Source organism: Desulfosporosinus acidiphilus SJ4, from assembly GCF_000255115.2.
Lineage (GTDB): Bacteria > Bacillota > Desulfitobacteriia > Desulfitobacteriales > Desulfitobacteriaceae > Desulfosporosinus > Desulfosporosinus acidiphilus.
In genome coordinates this window covers 3,063,702-3,082,359 of the sequence record NC_018068.1, presented here as the reverse complement: position 1 = coordinate 3,082,359, position 18,658 = coordinate 3,063,702, and the positions used below count along the sequence as shown (strand labels likewise).

Here is an 18,658-nt window from a genome sequence, read left to right as displayed (position 1 = left end):
CGCAAGCAAAATAGCTATAAAAAGTTACCCTCAAAAACGATTCGCATAGCCTATAAAAGAATATCATAAATAATTTTATTAAAATTTATTGCTATTTATATAGAAAGTGCTATAATTAGAACATAAGTTCGAACAAAAACCAAATAGATGTACTAATAGCTATAATGAATTCATTGCCTGAGCAGGTCATAAAATGAGTAATTTATTTATAACTGGATGAATTTCGTCAATGCGGAGGTGTAAAATAATGCCTAAAATCTCAGTGATTTGTTTTATTGCTTCTTTTTTGTTTTACGGATTAGGGTATTCGAAAAGTATGATGTTTAATACAGGCCATATTTATACTTATAATGATACTTTGTACTTGTACTTAGCGACGATATATTATGTTTTAACAATCTTTTTTGCCGTAATTGGATCACTTGCCTTCTATATCAAAGCCATCGCAGTTCGTGGAAAACTTAAGGGTAAGCAAAGTTATGAATATCAATGCTTAAAAGAAAAGGCAGCGGTAAATCGAGCGAGATCGAGGGTTAACATACCATCGGTGGAATATTCCTATCGAGGGGATATGGAAAGAAGAATGACCTCATAGATTCAAGTGAACATAAAAATATACTATGAAAATAGTAGTCTACTTTTCCTTTCATGTATGAGAAGTTTCTAAAAAAGCCAAACCAAAAGTGGTTTGGCTTTTTGTGTATTTAAAAAATTTAGAATTTCAAAATTATTTATTAAATTAGGAAGGAAAACAATCAAAAATGTTGAATGTTTAAACTATACTGATTTTTATAACAATACCTACATATTATATTGAAACGTTATAGGGGGGATTTAAATGACAAAAACAATAAAGATTATTGGCCTAACTGGAAGTTTGAGAGAGAAATCCTATAATATGGCGGCTTTAAGGGCGTCAGCAGAACTACTCCCCGAATGGGTTACATTAGAAATACTGGATCTATCTTCAATCCCTTTCTTTAATGAAGATATTGAATCTGAAGGCGTGCCTCAAGTTGTAGCGGATTTTAAAAGAAGACTTGCAGAGGCCGATGCTATTCTCATTTCAACCCCAGAATATAATTATTCAATACCTCCGGTCTTAAAAAACGCTTTGGATTGGGCTTCAAGGGGGACAGAATTGCCGTTAAGCGGTAAACCGCTGGCCATAATGAGTGCATCTCCAGACATGTTAGGGGGAGCAAGAGTACAGTATCACCTTCGACAAGTTTGTTTGAGACTTCGTTCACAGACACTTAAAAGCCCCAAAGTTTTGATAACCAACGCCAAAAATAAATTCGATCAAGATGGGAAGTTAATTGATAATCTTGCTCGAAAATCCATCTCCAAACTACTTCAAGCACTGTTGGATAAAACGAAAACTAATCCTCAACTGGATCAACCAGCTAGTGTTGTTAAATAGGGATAAAAGAGCATAAAAGAAGATTAATTGCAATGCCGAAGCAATGATGCAACTACTTGGGGCATAAAGAATTAAGGCATCCCGATTAGGATGCCTTTCTAGTCATTACGACATTTCCTTAGATTGTAATCCTTTGCGATTAATATCGAAATCCGAACTCTTTGGCCATTGCCACGAATTGATCCTTTTCACAATTTACATTGACCGTAAAGTGAGACAATTTTTTAAAGTGGGTAGTAGAGCACTCTTTGCTATCGATTTGCCATTGAATTCCCCGACCTTTTGCAAAGGTAAGAATTCTGGCCAAGTATTCTAAACTTACATTAACAAGACCCATTGGAGTGATATTCTCGCCATCATGGGTATAAACCTTATTGATTACCTGAATATCTAATCCCTCAGGAACTTCTCCACAGGCTTCAATGTGTTTGGACATGAGGTCATTATAGATTGATTCATATACTTTGACTTCATGATCTCGAAGCTCTTTAATACCGCTAGCTTGGCCTGCTAATGTAAATCTTTGAATTGACTTATCACACGTATTCATGGGTAGCCTCCTTAAAAAATAGATCTACTCAAGAGTGCTTAAATTGCTATAGCTAAAGTACATAGTTTAATCCCAATTTTGTAAATCTCGACTTTTGATCAATAAATTAAGTGTATTTATTGGCAATCCGTAGATAATTGAATGGGATAATAATCCGATATAAATCGGTATTAACTAACCATTTTAGCGATAAGCTCTGCTGGGTCAACAACCCGTACGGTTTGCTTGTCGGTATCAACCTTTTCTTTGACGCCGTCTTCCAACATCGTGATACAGAAGGGGCAATTTGCACCAATAACTTCCGCATTCTTCTCGAGAGCTTGCTCAACCCTTAAGTTATTAACGCGTTGGTGATTTTCCTCTTCTAACCACATGCGTCCGCCGCCGGCTCCGCAGCAAAAGCTCTTATTATGATGACGATCCATTTCAACGATCTCCACCCCTGGGATCATTTGAAAGAGAGAGCGGGGGGCATCAAACTCTTGCTGATAGCGTCCTAAATAACATGAATCATGATAAACGATCTTTTGAGGTTCGACAGAACCCGTATTATTCAGTACTAATTTGCCGTCCTTAATTAATTGATTAAGGAATTGAGTGTGGTGAATGACTTCATAGTTACCGCCAAATTCAGGGTACTCATTCTTTAACGTATTTAAGCAGTGAGGACAAGCTGTAATGATTTTCTTAACGTTATAGTTATTTAAGATTTCTACATTTTCAGCAGCAGCGGTTTGGAATAAATATTCATTACCTGAACGGCGTACAAAGTCTCCGCAGCATTTTTCTTCAGTTCCCAAGATAGCAAAATTTACTCCGGCAGCTTTAAGAATCTTGGCAATAGCTACAGTTACTTTTTGAGCTCGGCTGTCAAAAGAACCTGCACATCCGACCCAGAAAAGGTATTCAACATTTTCTGTTTCACTGATTAAGGGGATATCTAGGTCAGCAGCCCAATTTGCACGCTCTGTATACCCGACACCCCAGGGGTTGGCATTATTTTCAACATTACGGAAGGATGTTTGTAATTCTTGAGGGAAGTTACTATCCATCATAACCAGGGATTGACGCATATTAATGATCTTGTTAACATGTTCGTTTGCTACCGGACATTGGACTTGACAGGACATGCAAGTAGTACAAGCCCAAATTTCTTCTTCTGTAACAATATCCCCAATCAATGATTTTTGCAGAATTTCAGCTGCTTGCGGATCGTTTTCTGCAATTTCAGCCAACACTTCGGCATTCTCGTCACCGGTGGATGTTAAGCCTTTGGCCTTCATAACTGCACCTTTTTCCAGGAGATGGTCTTTTAGTTGGTGACTGAGTAAATGTTTGGGGTTTAAAGGTTTACCTGAAATATTGGCAGGGCAGTTGGACATACAACGTCCACATTCTCCGCAGGCAAAACTGTCTAATAGTTGTTTCCAAGTAAAGCTTTCAATTCTGTTAACACCTAACTCAGTGAGTTCTTCGTCTTCGAGATCAATCTTCTCAATTTGGGCACCTAGAGGTTTTAAGGATGAAAGATATGTGTTAGGATGAACGGCTAAAAGGTGCATATGCTTGGAATTCGGAATATACACGAGAAAACTAAAGACAACAACCATATGAATCCACCAGAATGATGTTTGGATTCCGACTAATGTATCTGGGCTTAGTCCCATAAATAGATTGGCAAAGGTATGGTACATCATTGCAAGAGCATATGCGCTTTTTGTTGGTTCAAGAGCGACCTTAGCGCCGCTGGAAATCCATTCGGTTACTATGACTCCGATAACTAGTAAGACAATAATTGCTGCTTCTTTAGAACGATATAATTGAGCTGGTTTGAAGACCCACCTTCTGATAGAACTAATAATTAAGCCAATGGTAACAAATAGGGTCAAGATATCCTTGATCATATAAAAATAAGGGTTTGTACCTAAAAAGGGAAAGGAATAGGCAGGAAAAATTCCTTCAAATATTAATGGTAATTCTCCCAAACAGATAAAAATAAATCCCCAGAAAATGAAAAAATGAATAATTCCATAAGGCTCGTTGATTATTTTCTTTTGTCCTAAGACTAAGGATACAAAATTCATAAAGCGTTTTTGAGGGTTTTCAAATCTTTCATCTTCTACTTTAGCCCCTAAAGCCAGAATACCAATCTTTTTCTTTAAGGCAGAACTAAATAACCCAATTGCAACGACAGCCATGATCAGGAAAACTATTAGCCAACTTAAACGCATTTAACTCCCTCCATTTAAATAAACTCTTTACTTTTTAAAGATTGAAAATTAAACCTACTAAAACTCATACAACCCTAGGATTAGGATCCCAGAACTACCACCTTCATGCTCCAGTAAATACCAACCCCTTCTAAATTATAAAATTTTGAAAAGTTAAACAAGTGAAATAATTCACTTTTTTTGTGAATTTTTACACTTAAAGAGTAAGGGTTGCTTTAAAACGTTTGATGATTATTACGGTAAGTTCATTTAAAAAATTACTAATAATACACCTGCGTTTTCTTTATAGTCAAAGACTAACATTGGGGTCGTATTATGTCAACACGCTTAATATTAATTTAATATATGGATGCTAATTGTCGAATTGTAATATTTTATGTCATTCATGACGGATTATGGATGCAAATCAACTGTGATTTTTAAATTTTAGAATGATGTGTCTTGTTTTAGAAGTACTTATTATGTGAAATGCTGTACCTGTGATTTCGTTGAACATTATAAATACTTATATCACTATTAGTCAGAGGCTACTGCCATAATTAAGTTATATTGGCATTCCAAATATAATTAACTTAAACCGAGAGGATCCTCACGCAGCAGTTACATTTTTAAAAAAGCTCCATAACCTAAATTAGGAGAGGAGTTAGAGCATGAACAATAGTCCAATAGCTGCGTCATCAAGTGCCCCCTTAAATATGTATAATTCATGTGAACCCGTGGCCACTGGAGACAATATTCCGAAGGAACCTTTAAATTTTGGAATTTCTTTCTTTGCTCCAATAAGCTCAACGCCCGGAAGTTCAACTCTGTTTTTTCTGCAGCCATTATTAACTGGGAAAGTATTTGCATCCTTAGGTATTTTGATTTCTGCTCAAATTTTTCTTTTTCTAATAAACCGGTTTTTTGGATTAGAATTAAGTACTACTAAATCTGGAACGGTTTTAGCTCCGGAACAATCTGTGAGTATGTCTATGGGAGATTTACAAGAATTTTTAAATTCAGTGTCTCGCAGTTCTATTCCAAGTTCCGCTGTTCAACCCACGGCTGTTCAACCCCCAGGTTATCGACCTGATGTCACCTCCGGAACTTTGGAATCTCCTGAAGCTCCTGTTGTTGTGGCCTTAACTGTTTGGGGAGATTTTGTAGGCAATCCATTTGGACCTACGGTCTTCCTTATTGTACCGATCATTACGTTTCCCGGCTTGCGCGGAGCCTTACCGATGTTTATCTTAGAATTATTAGCAACAATTTTTGTCAGAGCGGTGGTACCTCCCCAGACAACAGGGGCTAAGCCCTTGCAGGAAGCTCCTGCTGGTAAGCCTGCCATTCTGCAGTTTACGCCGGAAAGCTTAGTGAATTTATTAAATCGTTTTAGCAAACATTTTTAACTTGGTATTTAGAAACATATCAAGTATAATGTATTAGCTGACGGAGTAATCTTTTCTTTTTTCTAGGGTTTATCTATAATATAAGTAGATAATGAAGAGCTTTCAGGATAATTATTTTTATGATTTATATTACGGAGCGTTAGAGTATGAATGTAGCTTTTTTTCTTATTCCAAAGAAGGATATTGTTTATCTTAAAGAAAATGCAACCATGCGCCAAGCCTTGGAGAGGATGGAGTATCACAGCTATTCGGCAGTACCTCTTATCAATAATGATGGGAAATATGTAGGGACAATAACTGAAGGGGATTTGCTTTGGAAGCTAAAGAATACTCCTGGATTAACATTTCATAACACGGAAGATATACATTTATGCGATGTGGAACAGCATGTTCAGAATTTACCGGTTACGATTGATGCACAAATTGAGGATTTAATTTCCCGAGCTGTTGTGCAAAATTTCGTACCAGTTGTGGATGACCAGCAGACTTTTATTGGAATTGTAAGGCGTCGTGAAATGATTGAATATTGTTCTAAGTTGTTGCTTCAGAAGAAAGAAGAGTCCCTGGATTAGTCACGGCCGATGTGTAATGGGTCGATGGATTAATTGCAGCTAAACCACGTTTTCGTGGTTTTTTTATGCAAATCCCGGCAGCGTCTGATCCTCAAAGCATTAGGCAGTCGCAGGACATGAAGAAAAATTGGAAAGGAAATGTCTTTGCAATTAAAAAGAGAGATTTTTCTATTGGTAATAGTGATGATAAACTTGAGTAAATAATGAAGGAGAGGAGGGCGAAAAGATGCCAATGCGTCAAAAATTTGATCGCGATTTGGAAGACCTTCGTTTGAATATTCTCGATCTGGGGAAAATGGTTGATAACCGAATTAGTTCTGCCGTGAAATCTCTGCTTGATCAGGATCTTACATTAGCAAATAAGGTTATCTCCGATGATTCTGTGGTCAACGACCTTCAAGCGAAAATTGAAGAACATTGTATTCGTTTGATTGCAACCCAGCAACCCTATGCCCGTGATTTACGTAAAGTAGTCGCCGGGTTAAAAATTGCCATTTATCTTGAAAGAATGGGTGACCTATCAGTCGATCTGGCAAAGTTAACCAACAGGATAGGCCAAGAATCCTTGATTATGCCTTTAATGAATATTCAGCAAATGAGCGCTAAGGTAAAAGAAATGCTTGATCTTGGACTTAAAGCTTATGTTCAAGAAGACTGCGATGCCGCGGCTTCTATGGCTATAATGGATGATGAGGTTGATAAAATATATTCTCAAGCCTTTGAAGATTTAAAAGGCATTATGATGTCAAAACCAGAACAGGTTCATCAAGCAAATTATTTGCTTTTTGCCTGCAGGTTCTTAGAGCGATTCGGAGATTATTGCACAAATATTTCTGAAGAAATTGTATATCTATGTTCGGGTAAGAGAGTGAATTTGAACGATTAAGAAAACAATGGAGTAATCTCCACGTACTAGAAGTTAGAAATGGAAGTCTTGATGGGGATAAATAACGATATCTAAGGAGAACAGGAGAGAACAGATACGAACAGAAAAACAGATGAAGTTGGACTTCATCTGTTTTTTTATTCTCCACACTATGGTTAGAGAAGATCTTGACTGTCAAAGTTGACAAGTAAAATCTAATATCATGGCAGTAAATGTGATTTAAAACACATCACTGAAGAAATTTTTTTGTTAAGCTAATCTATACTAACGAGTAGCGAAAAATTTTTAAATAATCGTTTCCCGGAGGAAGATAAGATGCAACAGAATGGATTTCAACTTGAACATTGCCGGCCAAATTGTCCTAAAGCTGCTTGTAATTGGCAAAACCTCTATGAAAAAATGCTTAAGAAACTCGATGAATTAAACCTTTTACAAACTCTTGCTCAAAAATTTACACCCGTTCATTATCATCATTTACCAAAAATCAGTGTGGCAGGGTGCCCTAATGGATGTTCGCAACCCAATATCAAGGATTTCGGTATATCTGGATATGTTGTTCCAAAAATTACTGAAATACCCTGCGCAGAGTGTGATGTCTGTATTGGCGCTTGCCTTGAGAAAGCAATAACAAGAGAATCACAGGAGATTATTATAAATCAAGACAAATGTATATCCTGCGGAGATTGTCTAAGAGTTTGCCCAACAGGTACGTTGTCCGGATCCGAAAAGGGGTGGATAGTACGATATGGTGGAAGAGTAGGCCGCCATCCGCAATTTGCCAGACTGGCCGGTCAACTCAAAACAGATGATGAAGTAGTGTCTTGGGTCATTGAAACACTCCAACGGTATATAGATCAAGGGGAACCGGAGGAACGCTTAACGCATTTTTTGGATTCTATTCATCTTACTCAAGAGCAGAGCGAGAACGTACAGAGCGGTCGTGGATCCAAAGACTCAATTTTTGAGGATCAGAAACGGTAATACTTTTTTTATCAATTTCGATTAAATGAGATTCCTTTAATTCGCTTAAGATACGGCTTACTGATTCTCGGGCCAGACTACACATCCCGGCAAGTTCCGTGGCAGATAAAGGAATTGTAATCAATACTCCTTTAGACGTTGATTGTCCATGAACATGAGCTAGGGCATACAATTTTGCCCCTAGGCGCAACCGGGCGTCACCAATGGAGAGATTTCGGATTTGACGATAAGAGCGTCGCAAATCCAAGGCTAACATTTTGTAGAACCCCCAAAGAATAGAAGGGTTGCTTTGGATAAAATGTATTAAAGTCTCGCGATTAAGAGCAAGAACTTCTGTTTCTTCGATACAAAGTGCTGCATGAGGGTATGGCCTTCCATCCAGAATTACTTCAGGAAAGAATACCGGGGGGCTTAAGACTCGGATGATCTTTTCAGTTAACTCTCCCATTAGATATAATCTGATTCTTCCGGATAATAGAAAGTAGACAGTATTTCCTTCATCTCCGGCAAAGTAAAGGTATTGTTTTGGTGCATAATGACGCGTTCGGCCATGGGTTATACAAAAATCAATAAATTCATCAGACATTGTTGTGAAAGGTTTTATCGTCAATAACTCTTTAATTTTTTGCTCTTTAAACACGTCATACCTCCCCGTAGCAATCAGTCGATTAGCTTTTCTCTTTATTATAGCGTAAAAAGAGTCAAAATTTAAAACGGATTTATGGGATTTTCTTTTCATAGATGTGTTTCTCCAAAATTTCGTTCTTTAAACAACAACGATTAAAAGCATAAGACTTTTTATCTTGGAAAAGATATAGAGTGTAAAAATGATCGAAAGGGAGGATGGATATGGGCGCTCGAAAGAAAGTATCTCGACCGAAATCTCCCGTTACCAAATCTGATCCCCATTACACTGAATATGATACTCACAAAGAACGAAATATCCAGAAAACAATACCAAATGGTTAAAGAGATTGAGGAGTGTGAAATAAGTAAGCACACTCCTCAATTTTTTACATTATCAGACTTCCATGCCGCTTAGCGGCATTCTAGGCAGTCGCCCGCGCTAGAGGCCGCAAGAATGACTTGGGTTAAAAACTGATCGGTATTAGACCCTTTTAGCGTTGTAAATAGGACTGTTAGGGAAGAAAACACTAAGCGCTTCAGTAGAAGGATTCGTTTGATTTCTGTCGAATATGATTGACTAGACAGAAATTTCAGGGGGGCTCTCAACGATGCTGGAGCAGCAGTCTGGAACAATTCCTATAGATAAAATACTCGATAACACGAATAATGCAGTGATTGCCGTCAACTTAGAAGGCCAAATAATCTACGCTAATAGGGCTGTCTATAATATTCTGCAAACTCCGGATCGCGACCTTGTTGGGCAATCAATTACCACCTATTTTCCCGGAACCGGGTTATTAAGAGTATTCGAAAAAGGAATTCCTGAGTTAGGCCAGCAGTTGACCATGAATAATAAGGTTCTATTAAGTAATCGCACGCCTATTCATATTCATGGTGAGCTCGTGGGAGCCGTGGCAGTATTTCAGGATATTACAGATCTCCAAAACGTAATTGATAACTTAGTAATCGAACATGAAAAAACGAAGCAACTTCAACGAACTCTGGAGGTTGTTCTTAATACTGCTTACGATGGTTTAATTGTCACGAACGAAAAGGGAATTGTAACCATGACGAATCAAGCTTTCGCTAATTTCTTTAACAAATCTCCTGAGGAAATGATCGGAAAACACATCCAGGAAATTTATGAAAATCCAAAATTTACGGATGTACTGGTTACGGGACAACCTGTTCATGGCTATATTCATGATTTAAATGGTCATGAAATCATCGCCAGCAGAATTCCTATTACTCAAGAAGGAAAAATAGTTGGGGCGTTAGGTAAGGTTGTCTTTAAAGATGTCAATGAACTATATGCTTTGACGAAAAAAGTTAATTCGCTACGCTCAGAACTTGATTATTATAAAAAAACCATTCTGAAGAAAAATTTTTCTGCCATAGAGCTTTTAAAAGGGAAAAATCCTCGCATGGTTTCTTTGGTGCAAATTGCTCTTCGAGTTGCGAAATCAGAATCTACGGTTCTTTTAAGAGGAGAAAGCGGGACAGGAAAAGAATTATTTGCCCAATTGCTTCATATGGAGAGCTTAAACAAAGAAGGTCCCTTCATAAAAGTAAATTGTGCCGCGGTTCCGGGAAATCTGCTGGAATCTGAATTGTTTGGTTATGAAGAGGGAGCTTTTACCGGGGCCCGAAAAGGAGGTAAGATCGGCAAGTTTGAACTCGCTGACGGTGGAACCTTGTTCCTTGATGAAATCGGGGATATGGAAATGGCGATGCAAGTTAAATTGCTTCGTGTACTGCAAGAACGAGAAATTGAACGTCTTGGCAGCAGTAAACCACGAAAAATACAGGTTCGGCTAGTGGCTGCTACAAACCGTGATCTCGAAACGATGATTCGTGAAAAACAGTTTCGTGAGGACTTGTATTATCGTTTAAACGTTGTCACCTTAACAATTCCGCCTTTAAGAGACAGAATAGAAGATATAGATGCTCTCATTGATACCTTTATAAAGAAGTTTAATCTTCAATTTGCTCAATCGGTCACAGGAGTTTCGGAGGAAACAAGAAAAGTATTTCTAAATTATCGTTGGCCTGGGAATGTCCGTGAACTTGAGAACATTATTGAGAGAGCCTTTAATATGCTTGATGGTTCGGAAATTCAGTTAAAGCATTTGCCGAGTTATTTGCAAATTTTAGCGGGTACGGAAACTCGCCATCTTTCAGGAACTTTGGAGAGTATTCTTGATACCGTGGAAAAAGAAGCATTAATTTATGCTTTGGATGCAACCAACGGCAATAAAGTGCAAGCGGCAAAAAGTTTAGGTCTATCGCGTGCGGGCTTATATAAGAAATTAATAAAACATGATCTTCATTAAGGATATACTCTTGTAGAGCTGTAGATTTCCTTGTTCTTTTAAAGGCAGTTCTCTTTAATGGTCAGAATATTTAAAACAGACATGTAAACGTTCGTGAACATGTCTCAATTTATAGACATTTTGATTTTCGCTGGAAATAAATCGCAAATGCCTTGTTCGCATTAAATTAGTGTCAATAAACGTTTACAGTTTCCGTTTCTTTTCTTATTTAATATTCATAGATCAGTCACTGGAAGGCTTGTCAGAGCCGGATTTAAGATTCTGAATCTATTGAATAATAAATGGCATGGAAATTGCATTAAGATTCGTATGATTCGGAATCACCCATTTCTGCGGGTACTAAAAATTATAATAGAAAAAGGAGGAGCATGTGTGAAAACAATCATGGTTATCGGGGCAGGACAAATGGGTGGCGGGATCGCCCAAGTCGCAGCTCAAGCAGGTTATTCCGTTGTCCTAAATGACATTAAAGAAGAATTCGTGAATCGTGGCTTTGGGATCATTGAGAAGAATCTGAATCGTTCGGTAGAAAAAGGAAAGCTGCCGGCAGAGGAAAAAGATAGTATTTTGTCCCGAATCACTAAATCTACTTCCTTGCAAGATGCAGCTTCCGTAGATTTGGTCATTGAAGCGGCAGTGGAAAATATGGCCATAAAGGTACAGATCTTTTCTCAGCTTGACGTGATTTGCCCTGAACATACGATTCTTGCAACGAACACTTCATCACTCCCGATTACTGAAATTGCTGCTTGCACGAAACGTCCTGACCGAGTAATAGGGATGCACTTTATGAACCCTGTTCCAGTAATGAAACTTGTCGAGGTTATTCGTGGCTTAGCTACCAGCAATGACGTTTATTCCACCATCGAAGACCTTAGTATAAAGATGGGTAAAACACCAGTAGAGGTTAATGATGCTCCAGGTTTTGTTGCCAATAGGATTTTAATCCCCATGCTCAACGAGGCCATTTATACACTTTCTGAAGGCATCGCAACGGTTGAAGCTATTGATAACGTCATGAAACTGGGGATGAACCACCCTATGGGTCCGTTGGCTTTAGCTGATTTGATCGGCTTGGATACAGTCCTGTCAATTATGGAGGTTCTCCACGAAGGATTAGGCGATAAATATCGTCCTTGCCCATTACTTCGCAAATATGTCAAAGCAGGTTGGTTAGGAAGGAAGACGGGCCGAGGCTTCTATCAATATGAGTCATAATACAGAAGGTCGTTATCATGGCTAATACAAGTCTTTGCTGTAATATCTGCTCCATTAAAGAGTGAGGATATTTATGAGATTTGTAAAATGAGGAGGTCAAAGCGTGGAGTACACCAATCTTTTGCTTCAACAACAAGGAAATATTGCTGTCCTAACAATCAATCGGCCGAAAGCCTTAAATGCTTTAAACAGTGACACATTGTCGGAACTGTCCACCGCCCTTGATGAACTGGGGAGAGATTCCAGTGTCAAAGCACTCGTTATTACAGGCAGCGGTGAAAAAGCATTTATTGCCGGGGCAGACATTTCTCAAATGAAAGACTTTTCTCCTTTAGAAGGCCGCCGATTTGCTCAATTGGGTCAGGCAACCTTCCGAAAACTGGAGCTTTTGCCTCAGCCTGTGATCGCCGCCGTTAATGGTTTTGCCTTAGGCGGAGGATGTGAACTGGCAATGGCATGTGATATTCGCATTGCCGCCGAGAATGCCAAATTCGGACAACCGGAAGTGACGCTAGGGCTTACCGCCGGATTTGGGGGGACTCAGCGTTTGCCGCGTTTAGTAGGTACCGGACTGGCCAGCGAATTGCTGTTTAGCGGTGATATCATTGATGCTCAGGAAGCTTACCGCATTGGACTTGTCAATAAAGTATATCCTTTAGACTCTTTAATGGAGGAGGCTCTGAAACTTGCTCAGAGAATTGCAGGAAGAGCTCCTGTGGCTGTCCAGTTAACCAAGAGCGCCATTCAAAGAGGAATTAATTTAGACTTAGATAGTGCTCAGGGTTATGAAGCTGAAGTTTTCGGCTTAACCTTTAGTACATCAGACCAAACAGAAGGCTGTACTGCTTTTGTAGAAAAACGCAAACCTAACTTTGAAGGACGATAAAACTAGAAGAAAAATAATTGGAGGCTGAGTTTCATGAATTTTGATTTAACTGAAGACCATATCATGATGAGAAAAATGGTACGTGATTTTGCAGAAAAGGAATGTGCACCGGGTGCGGAACATCGGGATGAAACTGAAGAGTTTTCTGTAGAGATCTGGAAAAAAGCCGGTGAGCTTGGATTAGCCGGCATTACTTTCCCTGAAGAGTATGGCGGTGTAGGAGCAGATTATATTTCCTATGCTATTGCCGTTGAAGAACTTTCCCGGGTTGATGCTTCAGTGGGTGTTACAATTTCTGCTCATTCCAGCCTTTGTGCCAACCCTATCTATAAATTTGGAACGGAAGAGCAAAAGAAGAAATATCTAGTTCCTTTAGCCACAGGTGAAAAACTTGGAGCGTTTGGTTTAACAGAACCCATGGCTGGCTCCGATGCTTCCGGAACGAGAACTACAGCAGTTCGTCAAGGCGATGAGTATATCTTAAATGGCAGCAAAATCTTTATTACCAACGCCTATTATGCTGATACGTATGTTGTTACAGCCCAAATGGATAAGAGCAAAGGTAATCGCGGAATTGCCGCTTTTATTATTGAAAAAGGCATGCCTGGATTCTCCTTTGGTAAAAAAGAGAAGAAGATGGGGATTCGTTCCTCGGCAACCTATGAGTTAGTGTTTGAAGATGTTCATGTACCTGCTGCAAATCTCTTGGGTGAAGAAGGCCAAGGATTTAAAATTGCGATGCAGACCCTTGATTTTGGTCGGATTGGAATTGCATCCCAAGCTTTAGGTATTGCTCAAGGAGCCTATGAGCAATGCATGAAGTACACAAAAGAACGTGTGCAATTCGGCAAAGCCATTTCAGAGTTCCAGAACACTCAATTTAAACTGGCCGATATGGCAACTCAAATTGAAGCTGCTCGCTTGCTCGTTTATAAAGCTTGTAAAATGGCTGATGCACACGTACCGGTTTCCAAGGCATCGGCAATGGCTAAATTGTTTGCTTCTGAAACGGCAATGGCTGTGACGACCATGGGAGTTCAACTCCATGGAGGATATGGTTATACACGTGAATATCCAGCTGAGCGTATGATGCGGGATGCCAAAATTACGGAAATTTATGAAGGAACCAATGAGATTCAACGTGTCGTTATTAGCAGCCATATCCTTAAAGGATAATATAAGAATCCTTCAATACTTTAAATATTGCTGTAGGAGATGACTTAATGAAAGACGTTGTTATCGTTAGCGCTGTACGTACCCCAGTAGGTTCTTTCTGCGGGGCTATAGGACAAATACCTGCCGTAGAACTTGGGGCAGTCGTCATCAAAGAGGCAATCCAAAGAGCTGGAATTACCCCTGATCAAGTAGACGAAGTTATTTTAGGCAACGTATTGCAAGGCGGTTTAGGACAAAATCCTGCTCGCCAAGCGGCGATAAAAGCCGGAATTCCCCAAGAAGTTCCTTCATGGACGTTAAATAAAGTTTGCGGTTCCGGTTTAAAATCCATTGTCTGTGCTGCGCAAGCAATTATTAGCGGAGATGCTGATATAGTCGTTGCAGGCGGAATGGAGAGCATGTCCCTCGCACCCTATGGTCTACCAAAGGCTAGAACGGGATTAAGAATGGGGAATGCAAATGTCATAGATCTAATGGTTAATGACGGACTTACAGATGCTTTTGATAATATTCACATGGGAATTACAGCTGAGAATATTGCCGAGCAATTTGGTATTTCTCGTGAAGAACAAGACCGTTATTCAGTATCAAGCCAGAACCGGGCGGAAGCTGCCATTAAAGCCGGCAAGTTTACCGAGGAGATTGTTCCGGTATCTATTCCGCAGCGCAAGGGAGATCCGATTGTATTTTCCCAAGATGAATTCCCGCGTTTTGGTGCTTCTTATGAGTATGTGGCCAAATTAAAGGGAGCCTTCAAAAAAGACGGTACCGTGACTGCAGCTAATGCCTCAGGTATCAATGACGGTGCTGCAGTGGTCGTAGTAATGTCTAAAGAAAAGGCTTTAGAGTTGGGCTTAACCCCCTTAGCTACCATTAAATCCTGGGCTTCGGCTGGAGTTGATCCGCGCATTATGGGCACAGGACCGATTCCTGCAACTCGGAAAGCTCTAGAAAAATGTGGCTTGAAGATTGAGGATATCGATCTTGTTGAAGCAAATGAAGCCTTCGCGTCTCAAACGTTAGAGGTAGCTAAAGAATTAAAGCTTGATATGGAAAAAACCAATGTTAATGGTGGAGCTATTGCCCTGGGCCATCCAGTGGGAGCTTCGGGAACGCGAATTTTAGTTACCTTGCTTCATGAAATGAAGCGCAGAAATTCTCAAAGGGGCTTGGCTACACTCTGTATCGGAGGCGGCCAAGGAATCGCCGTAATTGTTGAACGTTAATGAATAAACTGTTTAATAACAAATAGTTAAGTATAGCGTCAGAGTTTTTCACAAAGCATAATTATTTAGAAGACGGCTTGTTAACAACTTACCACTGTTACAAGCCGTTCTTAAATTTTCTTAACAAAGTAAACTTGTTCAGTTAAAAGATAAGAACGACTATTTACGGGTCTAATTGTGTTTTGTTAGCGCAGCCGGTTCGAAAAAACTTGCAAACTATGGTTTGCAAGTTTTCGTTGTGTTTAGGGAACCCTATGTACAAACAAAATAAATGTGTAATTAAACATTTTTTATGCAGGAATTTGTTTATTTGCACAGAATAAATGTTAATATGCAAGAGTTGCATTATCTGACGCTGAACGTTGGATCATTAAGAGGAGGTTAATAAAAATGAGTTTACGCGTAGCTATTAATGGATTCGGTAGAATTGGCAGACTAACACTTCGTGCCGCTCTCAAACAACAATCACTTCCTTTTGAGGTAGTCGCAATTAATGACTTAGGAAGTCCGGCTTTATTGGCTCATTTGTTTAAGTATGACTCTAACCATGGAATTATTCCCAATTCCGTAGAACTCGACGGAAACGCCATGGTCATTGACGGAAAACGTATTGAAATTTTGGCTGAGAGAAATCCCTTGGATTTGCCCTGGGCAAAACTTGGTGTTGATATTGTCATTGAATCAACTGGTCGTTTTACAAAACGTGATGCAGCGGCCCAACATCTCACGGCAGGGGCTAAAAAAGTTGTCATTTCCGCACCGGCAAAAAATGAAGACATAACCATTGTGTTGGGTGTTAACGAGGGTAAATATGATCCTAAAAACCATCATATTATTTCAAATGCTTCTTGCACCACCAACTGTCTTGCTCCCGTGGCCAAAGTATTAATGAACTCCTTTGGCATTGAGCAAGGAATGATGACAACAACTCACTCGGTAACCAATGACCAAAGAATTTTGGATTTAGAACACTCCGATTGGCGCAGGTCAAGGGCTGCATACCAATCTATGATTCCCACCACAACGGGTGCGGCTAAAGCGGTGACCCTAGTTCTTCCTGAATTAGAAGGAAAAATGAACGGACTGGCTGTCCGTGTTCCAACTCCCAATGTCTCATTAGTTGATTTTGTAGCTAATTTAAGCAAACCAACTACAAAAGAAGAAGTTAATGCCGCCTTGCGTCAAGCTGCAAATAACGAATTGAAGGGTATTCTCGAATATACCGATCTGCCTCTTGTCTCGCATGATTTCAACGGAAATCCTGCAAGCTCAATTGTTGATGGTTTATCAACGATGATGATGGGAGATCGAATGGTTAAAGTATTATCCTGGTATGACAATGAATGGGGCTACTCCAACCGTGTTGTTGATTTAGTTAAACTGATTGTCGCGAAAGGTTTGTAATCAGGAGGAAATGAACAATGAGAAGGACTAAAATTGTCTGCACGATAGGCCCGGCAAGTGAATCTAGGGAAAATGTTCAAGCGCTTCTGGCTGCGGGTATGAATGTAGCACGTTTGAATTTTTCGCATGGAACCCATGAGGAACATGGACGACGAATTGCAGTATTAAAAGAAGAAGCCGCTAAAATCGGCAAGCATTTAGGTATTCTTCTCGATACAAAAGGTCCGGAAATTCGTACCGGAATGGTCCCCAATGAGGGAGTCAGGTTAGAAAATGGCTCGACATTTATACTTGATACAGATCTCAGCCTTGGGAATCAAGAACGGGTAGGAATTACTCATAAAACCTTGTGGCAAAATGTTGAACCCGGAACCCATATTCTTATTGATGACGGACAACTTGATTTAGAAGTAAGTTCCGTCGAAAACGAAAAGATTCAGACCATTGTACGCAATGGCGGAGTTCTTAAATCGCAAAAGGGAGTCAACGTTCCGGGTATTCACGTTGATTTGCCGGCAGTAACCCAAAAAGATATTGATGATATTCGTTTTGGAGTCTCACAAGGCATTGATTTTATTGCTGCTTCCTTTACTCAAAAGGCAGTTGATATTCTGGATGTGCGCAGGGTCGTTGAAGAAATGGGCGCTGATGTTCACATTATTGCCAAAATAGAAAGTCAAGAAGGCATCGCAAACTTGGATTCTATTTTAGAAGTAGCCGATGGATTAATGGTTGCCCGTGGTGATTTAGGGGTGGAAGTTCCAGTTGAAGAAGTTCCGATTTATCAAAAGGAAATGATATCGAAATGTAACCTTATGGGAAAACCGGTGATTGTCGCCACTCAAATGTTAGACTCGATGATTCGCCAACCCCGGCCAACCCGGGCAGAAGCCAGTGATGTTGCTAATGCCATTTGGGATGGAACTGATGCCATTATGTTATCAGGTGAAACAGCGGCTGGTCTATTTCCTATCCAAGCTGTTCAAATGATGGATAAGATTGCCTGTCGTACCGAGAAGACGATCTTAGACACTCAGGCAAAGCGTCATCCGCATTTAAATGTAGCTGAAGCAATAAGTTATGCAACATATAATATTGCTAATGATCTTGATGCTGCTGCTATTCTTACTCCGACTCATTCCGGATTGACAGCACGAATGATTGCCAAATATCGTCCTAAAGCTCTGATTGTAGCTGCAGCTCCTTTTGCGGCAACGGCTAGAAAGCTGTCTCTCACCTGGGGAGTTCAACCCCTTGTAGTCCCCGAAAGTTCAGGAACTGACCAAATGTTATCTGTGGCTGTCAACAGTGCCTTAACTATGAATTATATTTCCTCAGGCGATGTGGTTGTTATTACGGCCGGGGTTCCAATTGGTAAAGTTGGTTCCACGAATATGATTAAAGTCCAGATTATTGGCAATATCCTTACCAAAGGAACCGGTATTGGCCGAAAATCTTACTCCGGTATTGCACAAAAAGTTAAGAATCCTGCTCAGGATAAATTCAACGACGGTGATATTTTAATAGCCGAGAGTACAGATGCCAGTTTTGTATCACTTATTTCCCGCGCCGGGGCAATTGTCGTTGGAGAGGGTGGCTTGACTTCACATGCAGCAATTGCAGCATTACAATATGGAATTCCTGCAATTGTCGGTGCGGTAGATGCTTTCTCTAAAATATCCAATGGACAGTTGGTCACCGTTGATGCATTGACAGGTATCATGTATGAAGGTTCAATGAGTATTCTTTAATTCAAC

Annotated in this window: 16 protein-coding genes; 13 read left to right on the top strand and 3 right to left on the bottom strand. The window is 39.7% G+C overall.

The genetic code is table 11. The features are described 5' to 3' along the window. Positions 1-247 precede the first annotated feature (247 nt). Both DESACI_RS23125 and DESACI_RS13980 read left to right on the top strand, forming a co-directional pair. On the top strand, positions 248-595 hold the full coding sequence (locus tag DESACI_RS23125; RefSeq protein WP_014827843.1) for a hypothetical protein: 348 nt from the start codon (positions 248-250) through the stop codon (positions 593-595). A gap of 243 nt (positions 596-838) precedes the next feature. Further along, positions 839-1,423, top strand: coding sequence for an NADPH-dependent FMN reductase (locus DESACI_RS13980; RefSeq protein WP_014827842.1), 585 nt, complete (start codon positions 839-841; stop codon positions 1,421-1,423). Positions 1,424-1,562: 139 nt separating this feature from the next. On the opposite strand, the gene DESACI_RS13975 is transcribed toward DESACI_RS13980, so the two are convergent. Next, complete coding sequence (locus DESACI_RS13975) at positions 1,563-1,973, bottom strand: hypothetical protein (protein WP_014827841.1); 411 nt, start codon at positions 1,971-1,973, stop codon at positions 1,563-1,565. A 170-nt stretch (positions 1,974-2,143) separates the two neighbouring features. After that, on the bottom strand, positions 2,144-4,204 hold the full coding sequence (locus tag DESACI_RS13970) for a (Fe-S)-binding protein (RefSeq protein ID WP_014827840.1): 2,061 nt from the start codon (positions 4,202-4,204) through the stop codon (positions 2,144-2,146). A 650-nt stretch (positions 4,205-4,854) separates the two neighbouring features. Between DESACI_RS13970 and DESACI_RS13965 the strand changes: the two genes are divergently transcribed. The 4 genes from DESACI_RS13965 (at position 4,855) to DESACI_RS23725 (ending at position 8,031) form a co-directional block, all read left to right on the top strand. Further along, on the top strand, positions 4,855-5,592 hold the full coding sequence (locus tag DESACI_RS13965) for a hypothetical protein (protein ID WP_014827839.1): 738 nt from the start codon (positions 4,855-4,857) through the stop codon (positions 5,590-5,592). Positions 5,593-5,738: 146 nt separating this feature from the next. Next, positions 5,739-6,164 carry a CBS domain-containing protein gene (locus DESACI_RS13960; RefSeq protein WP_014827838.1) on the top strand — a complete coding sequence of 142 codons (426 nt, stop codon included), beginning with the start codon at positions 5,739-5,741 and terminating at the stop codon, positions 6,162-6,164. Positions 6,165-6,390: 226 nt separating this feature from the next. Further along, the gene (gene phoU / locus DESACI_RS13955) at positions 6,391-7,050 is read left to right on the top strand and encodes a phosphate signaling complex protein PhoU (RefSeq protein ID WP_014827837.1); all 660 of its coding nucleotides are present in this window, start codon (positions 6,391-6,393) and stop codon (positions 7,048-7,050) included. A 315-nt stretch (positions 7,051-7,365) separates the two neighbouring features. Next, positions 7,366-8,031: a 4Fe-4S dicluster domain-containing protein gene (locus DESACI_RS23725; RefSeq protein WP_014827836.1), complete on the top strand. Its 666-nt coding sequence runs from the start codon at positions 7,366-7,368 to the stop codon at positions 8,029-8,031. Here the strand turns inward: DESACI_RS23725 and DESACI_RS13950 are convergent. Next, the gene (locus tag DESACI_RS13950; protein ID WP_049804126.1) at positions 7,955-8,617 is read right to left on the bottom strand and encodes a Crp/Fnr family transcriptional regulator; all 663 of its coding nucleotides are present in this window, start codon (positions 8,615-8,617) and stop codon (positions 7,955-7,957) included. The genes DESACI_RS23725 and DESACI_RS13950 overlap by 77 nt on opposite strands. 649 nt (positions 8,618-9,266) lie before the next feature. On the opposite strand from DESACI_RS13950, the gene DESACI_RS13945 reads away from it, so the two are divergent. The 7 genes from DESACI_RS13945 to pyk all read left to right on the top strand — a co-directional run bounded on the left by DESACI_RS13945 (position 9,267) and on the right by pyk (position 18,652). Next, positions 9,267-10,991: a sigma-54 interaction domain-containing protein gene (locus DESACI_RS13945; protein WP_014827833.1), complete on the top strand. Its 1,725-nt coding sequence runs from the start codon at positions 9,267-9,269 to the stop codon at positions 10,989-10,991. 372 nt (positions 10,992-11,363) lie between these two features. Further along, positions 11,364-12,209, top strand: coding sequence for a 3-hydroxybutyryl-CoA dehydrogenase (locus tag DESACI_RS13940; RefSeq protein WP_014827832.1), 846 nt, complete (start codon positions 11,364-11,366; stop codon positions 12,207-12,209). Between the two features lie 103 nt (positions 12,210-12,312). Further along, the gene (locus DESACI_RS13935) at positions 12,313-13,095 is read left to right on the top strand and encodes a short-chain-enoyl-CoA hydratase (protein WP_014827831.1); all 783 of its coding nucleotides are present in this window, start codon (positions 12,313-12,315) and stop codon (positions 13,093-13,095) included. Positions 13,096-13,128: 33 nt separating this feature from the next. Then, on the top strand, positions 13,129-14,271 hold the full coding sequence (locus tag DESACI_RS13930; protein WP_014827830.1) for an acyl-CoA dehydrogenase: 1,143 nt from the start codon (positions 13,129-13,131) through the stop codon (positions 14,269-14,271). Between the two features lie 47 nt (positions 14,272-14,318). Further along, a complete protein-coding gene (locus DESACI_RS13925) occupies positions 14,319-15,497 on the top strand; it encodes an acetyl-CoA C-acetyltransferase (protein ID WP_014827829.1) in 1,179 nt (392 codons plus the stop codon). Between the two features lie 390 nt (positions 15,498-15,887). Further along, positions 15,888-16,901, top strand: coding sequence for a type I glyceraldehyde-3-phosphate dehydrogenase (gene gap / locus DESACI_RS13920; RefSeq protein WP_014827828.1), 1,014 nt, complete (start codon positions 15,888-15,890; stop codon positions 16,899-16,901). Positions 16,902-16,918: 17 nt separating this feature from the next. Then, on the top strand, positions 16,919-18,652 hold the full coding sequence (gene pyk, locus DESACI_RS13915; protein WP_014827827.1) for a pyruvate kinase: 1,734 nt from the start codon (positions 16,919-16,921) through the stop codon (positions 18,650-18,652). Positions 18,653-18,658: the final 6 nt, after the last annotated feature.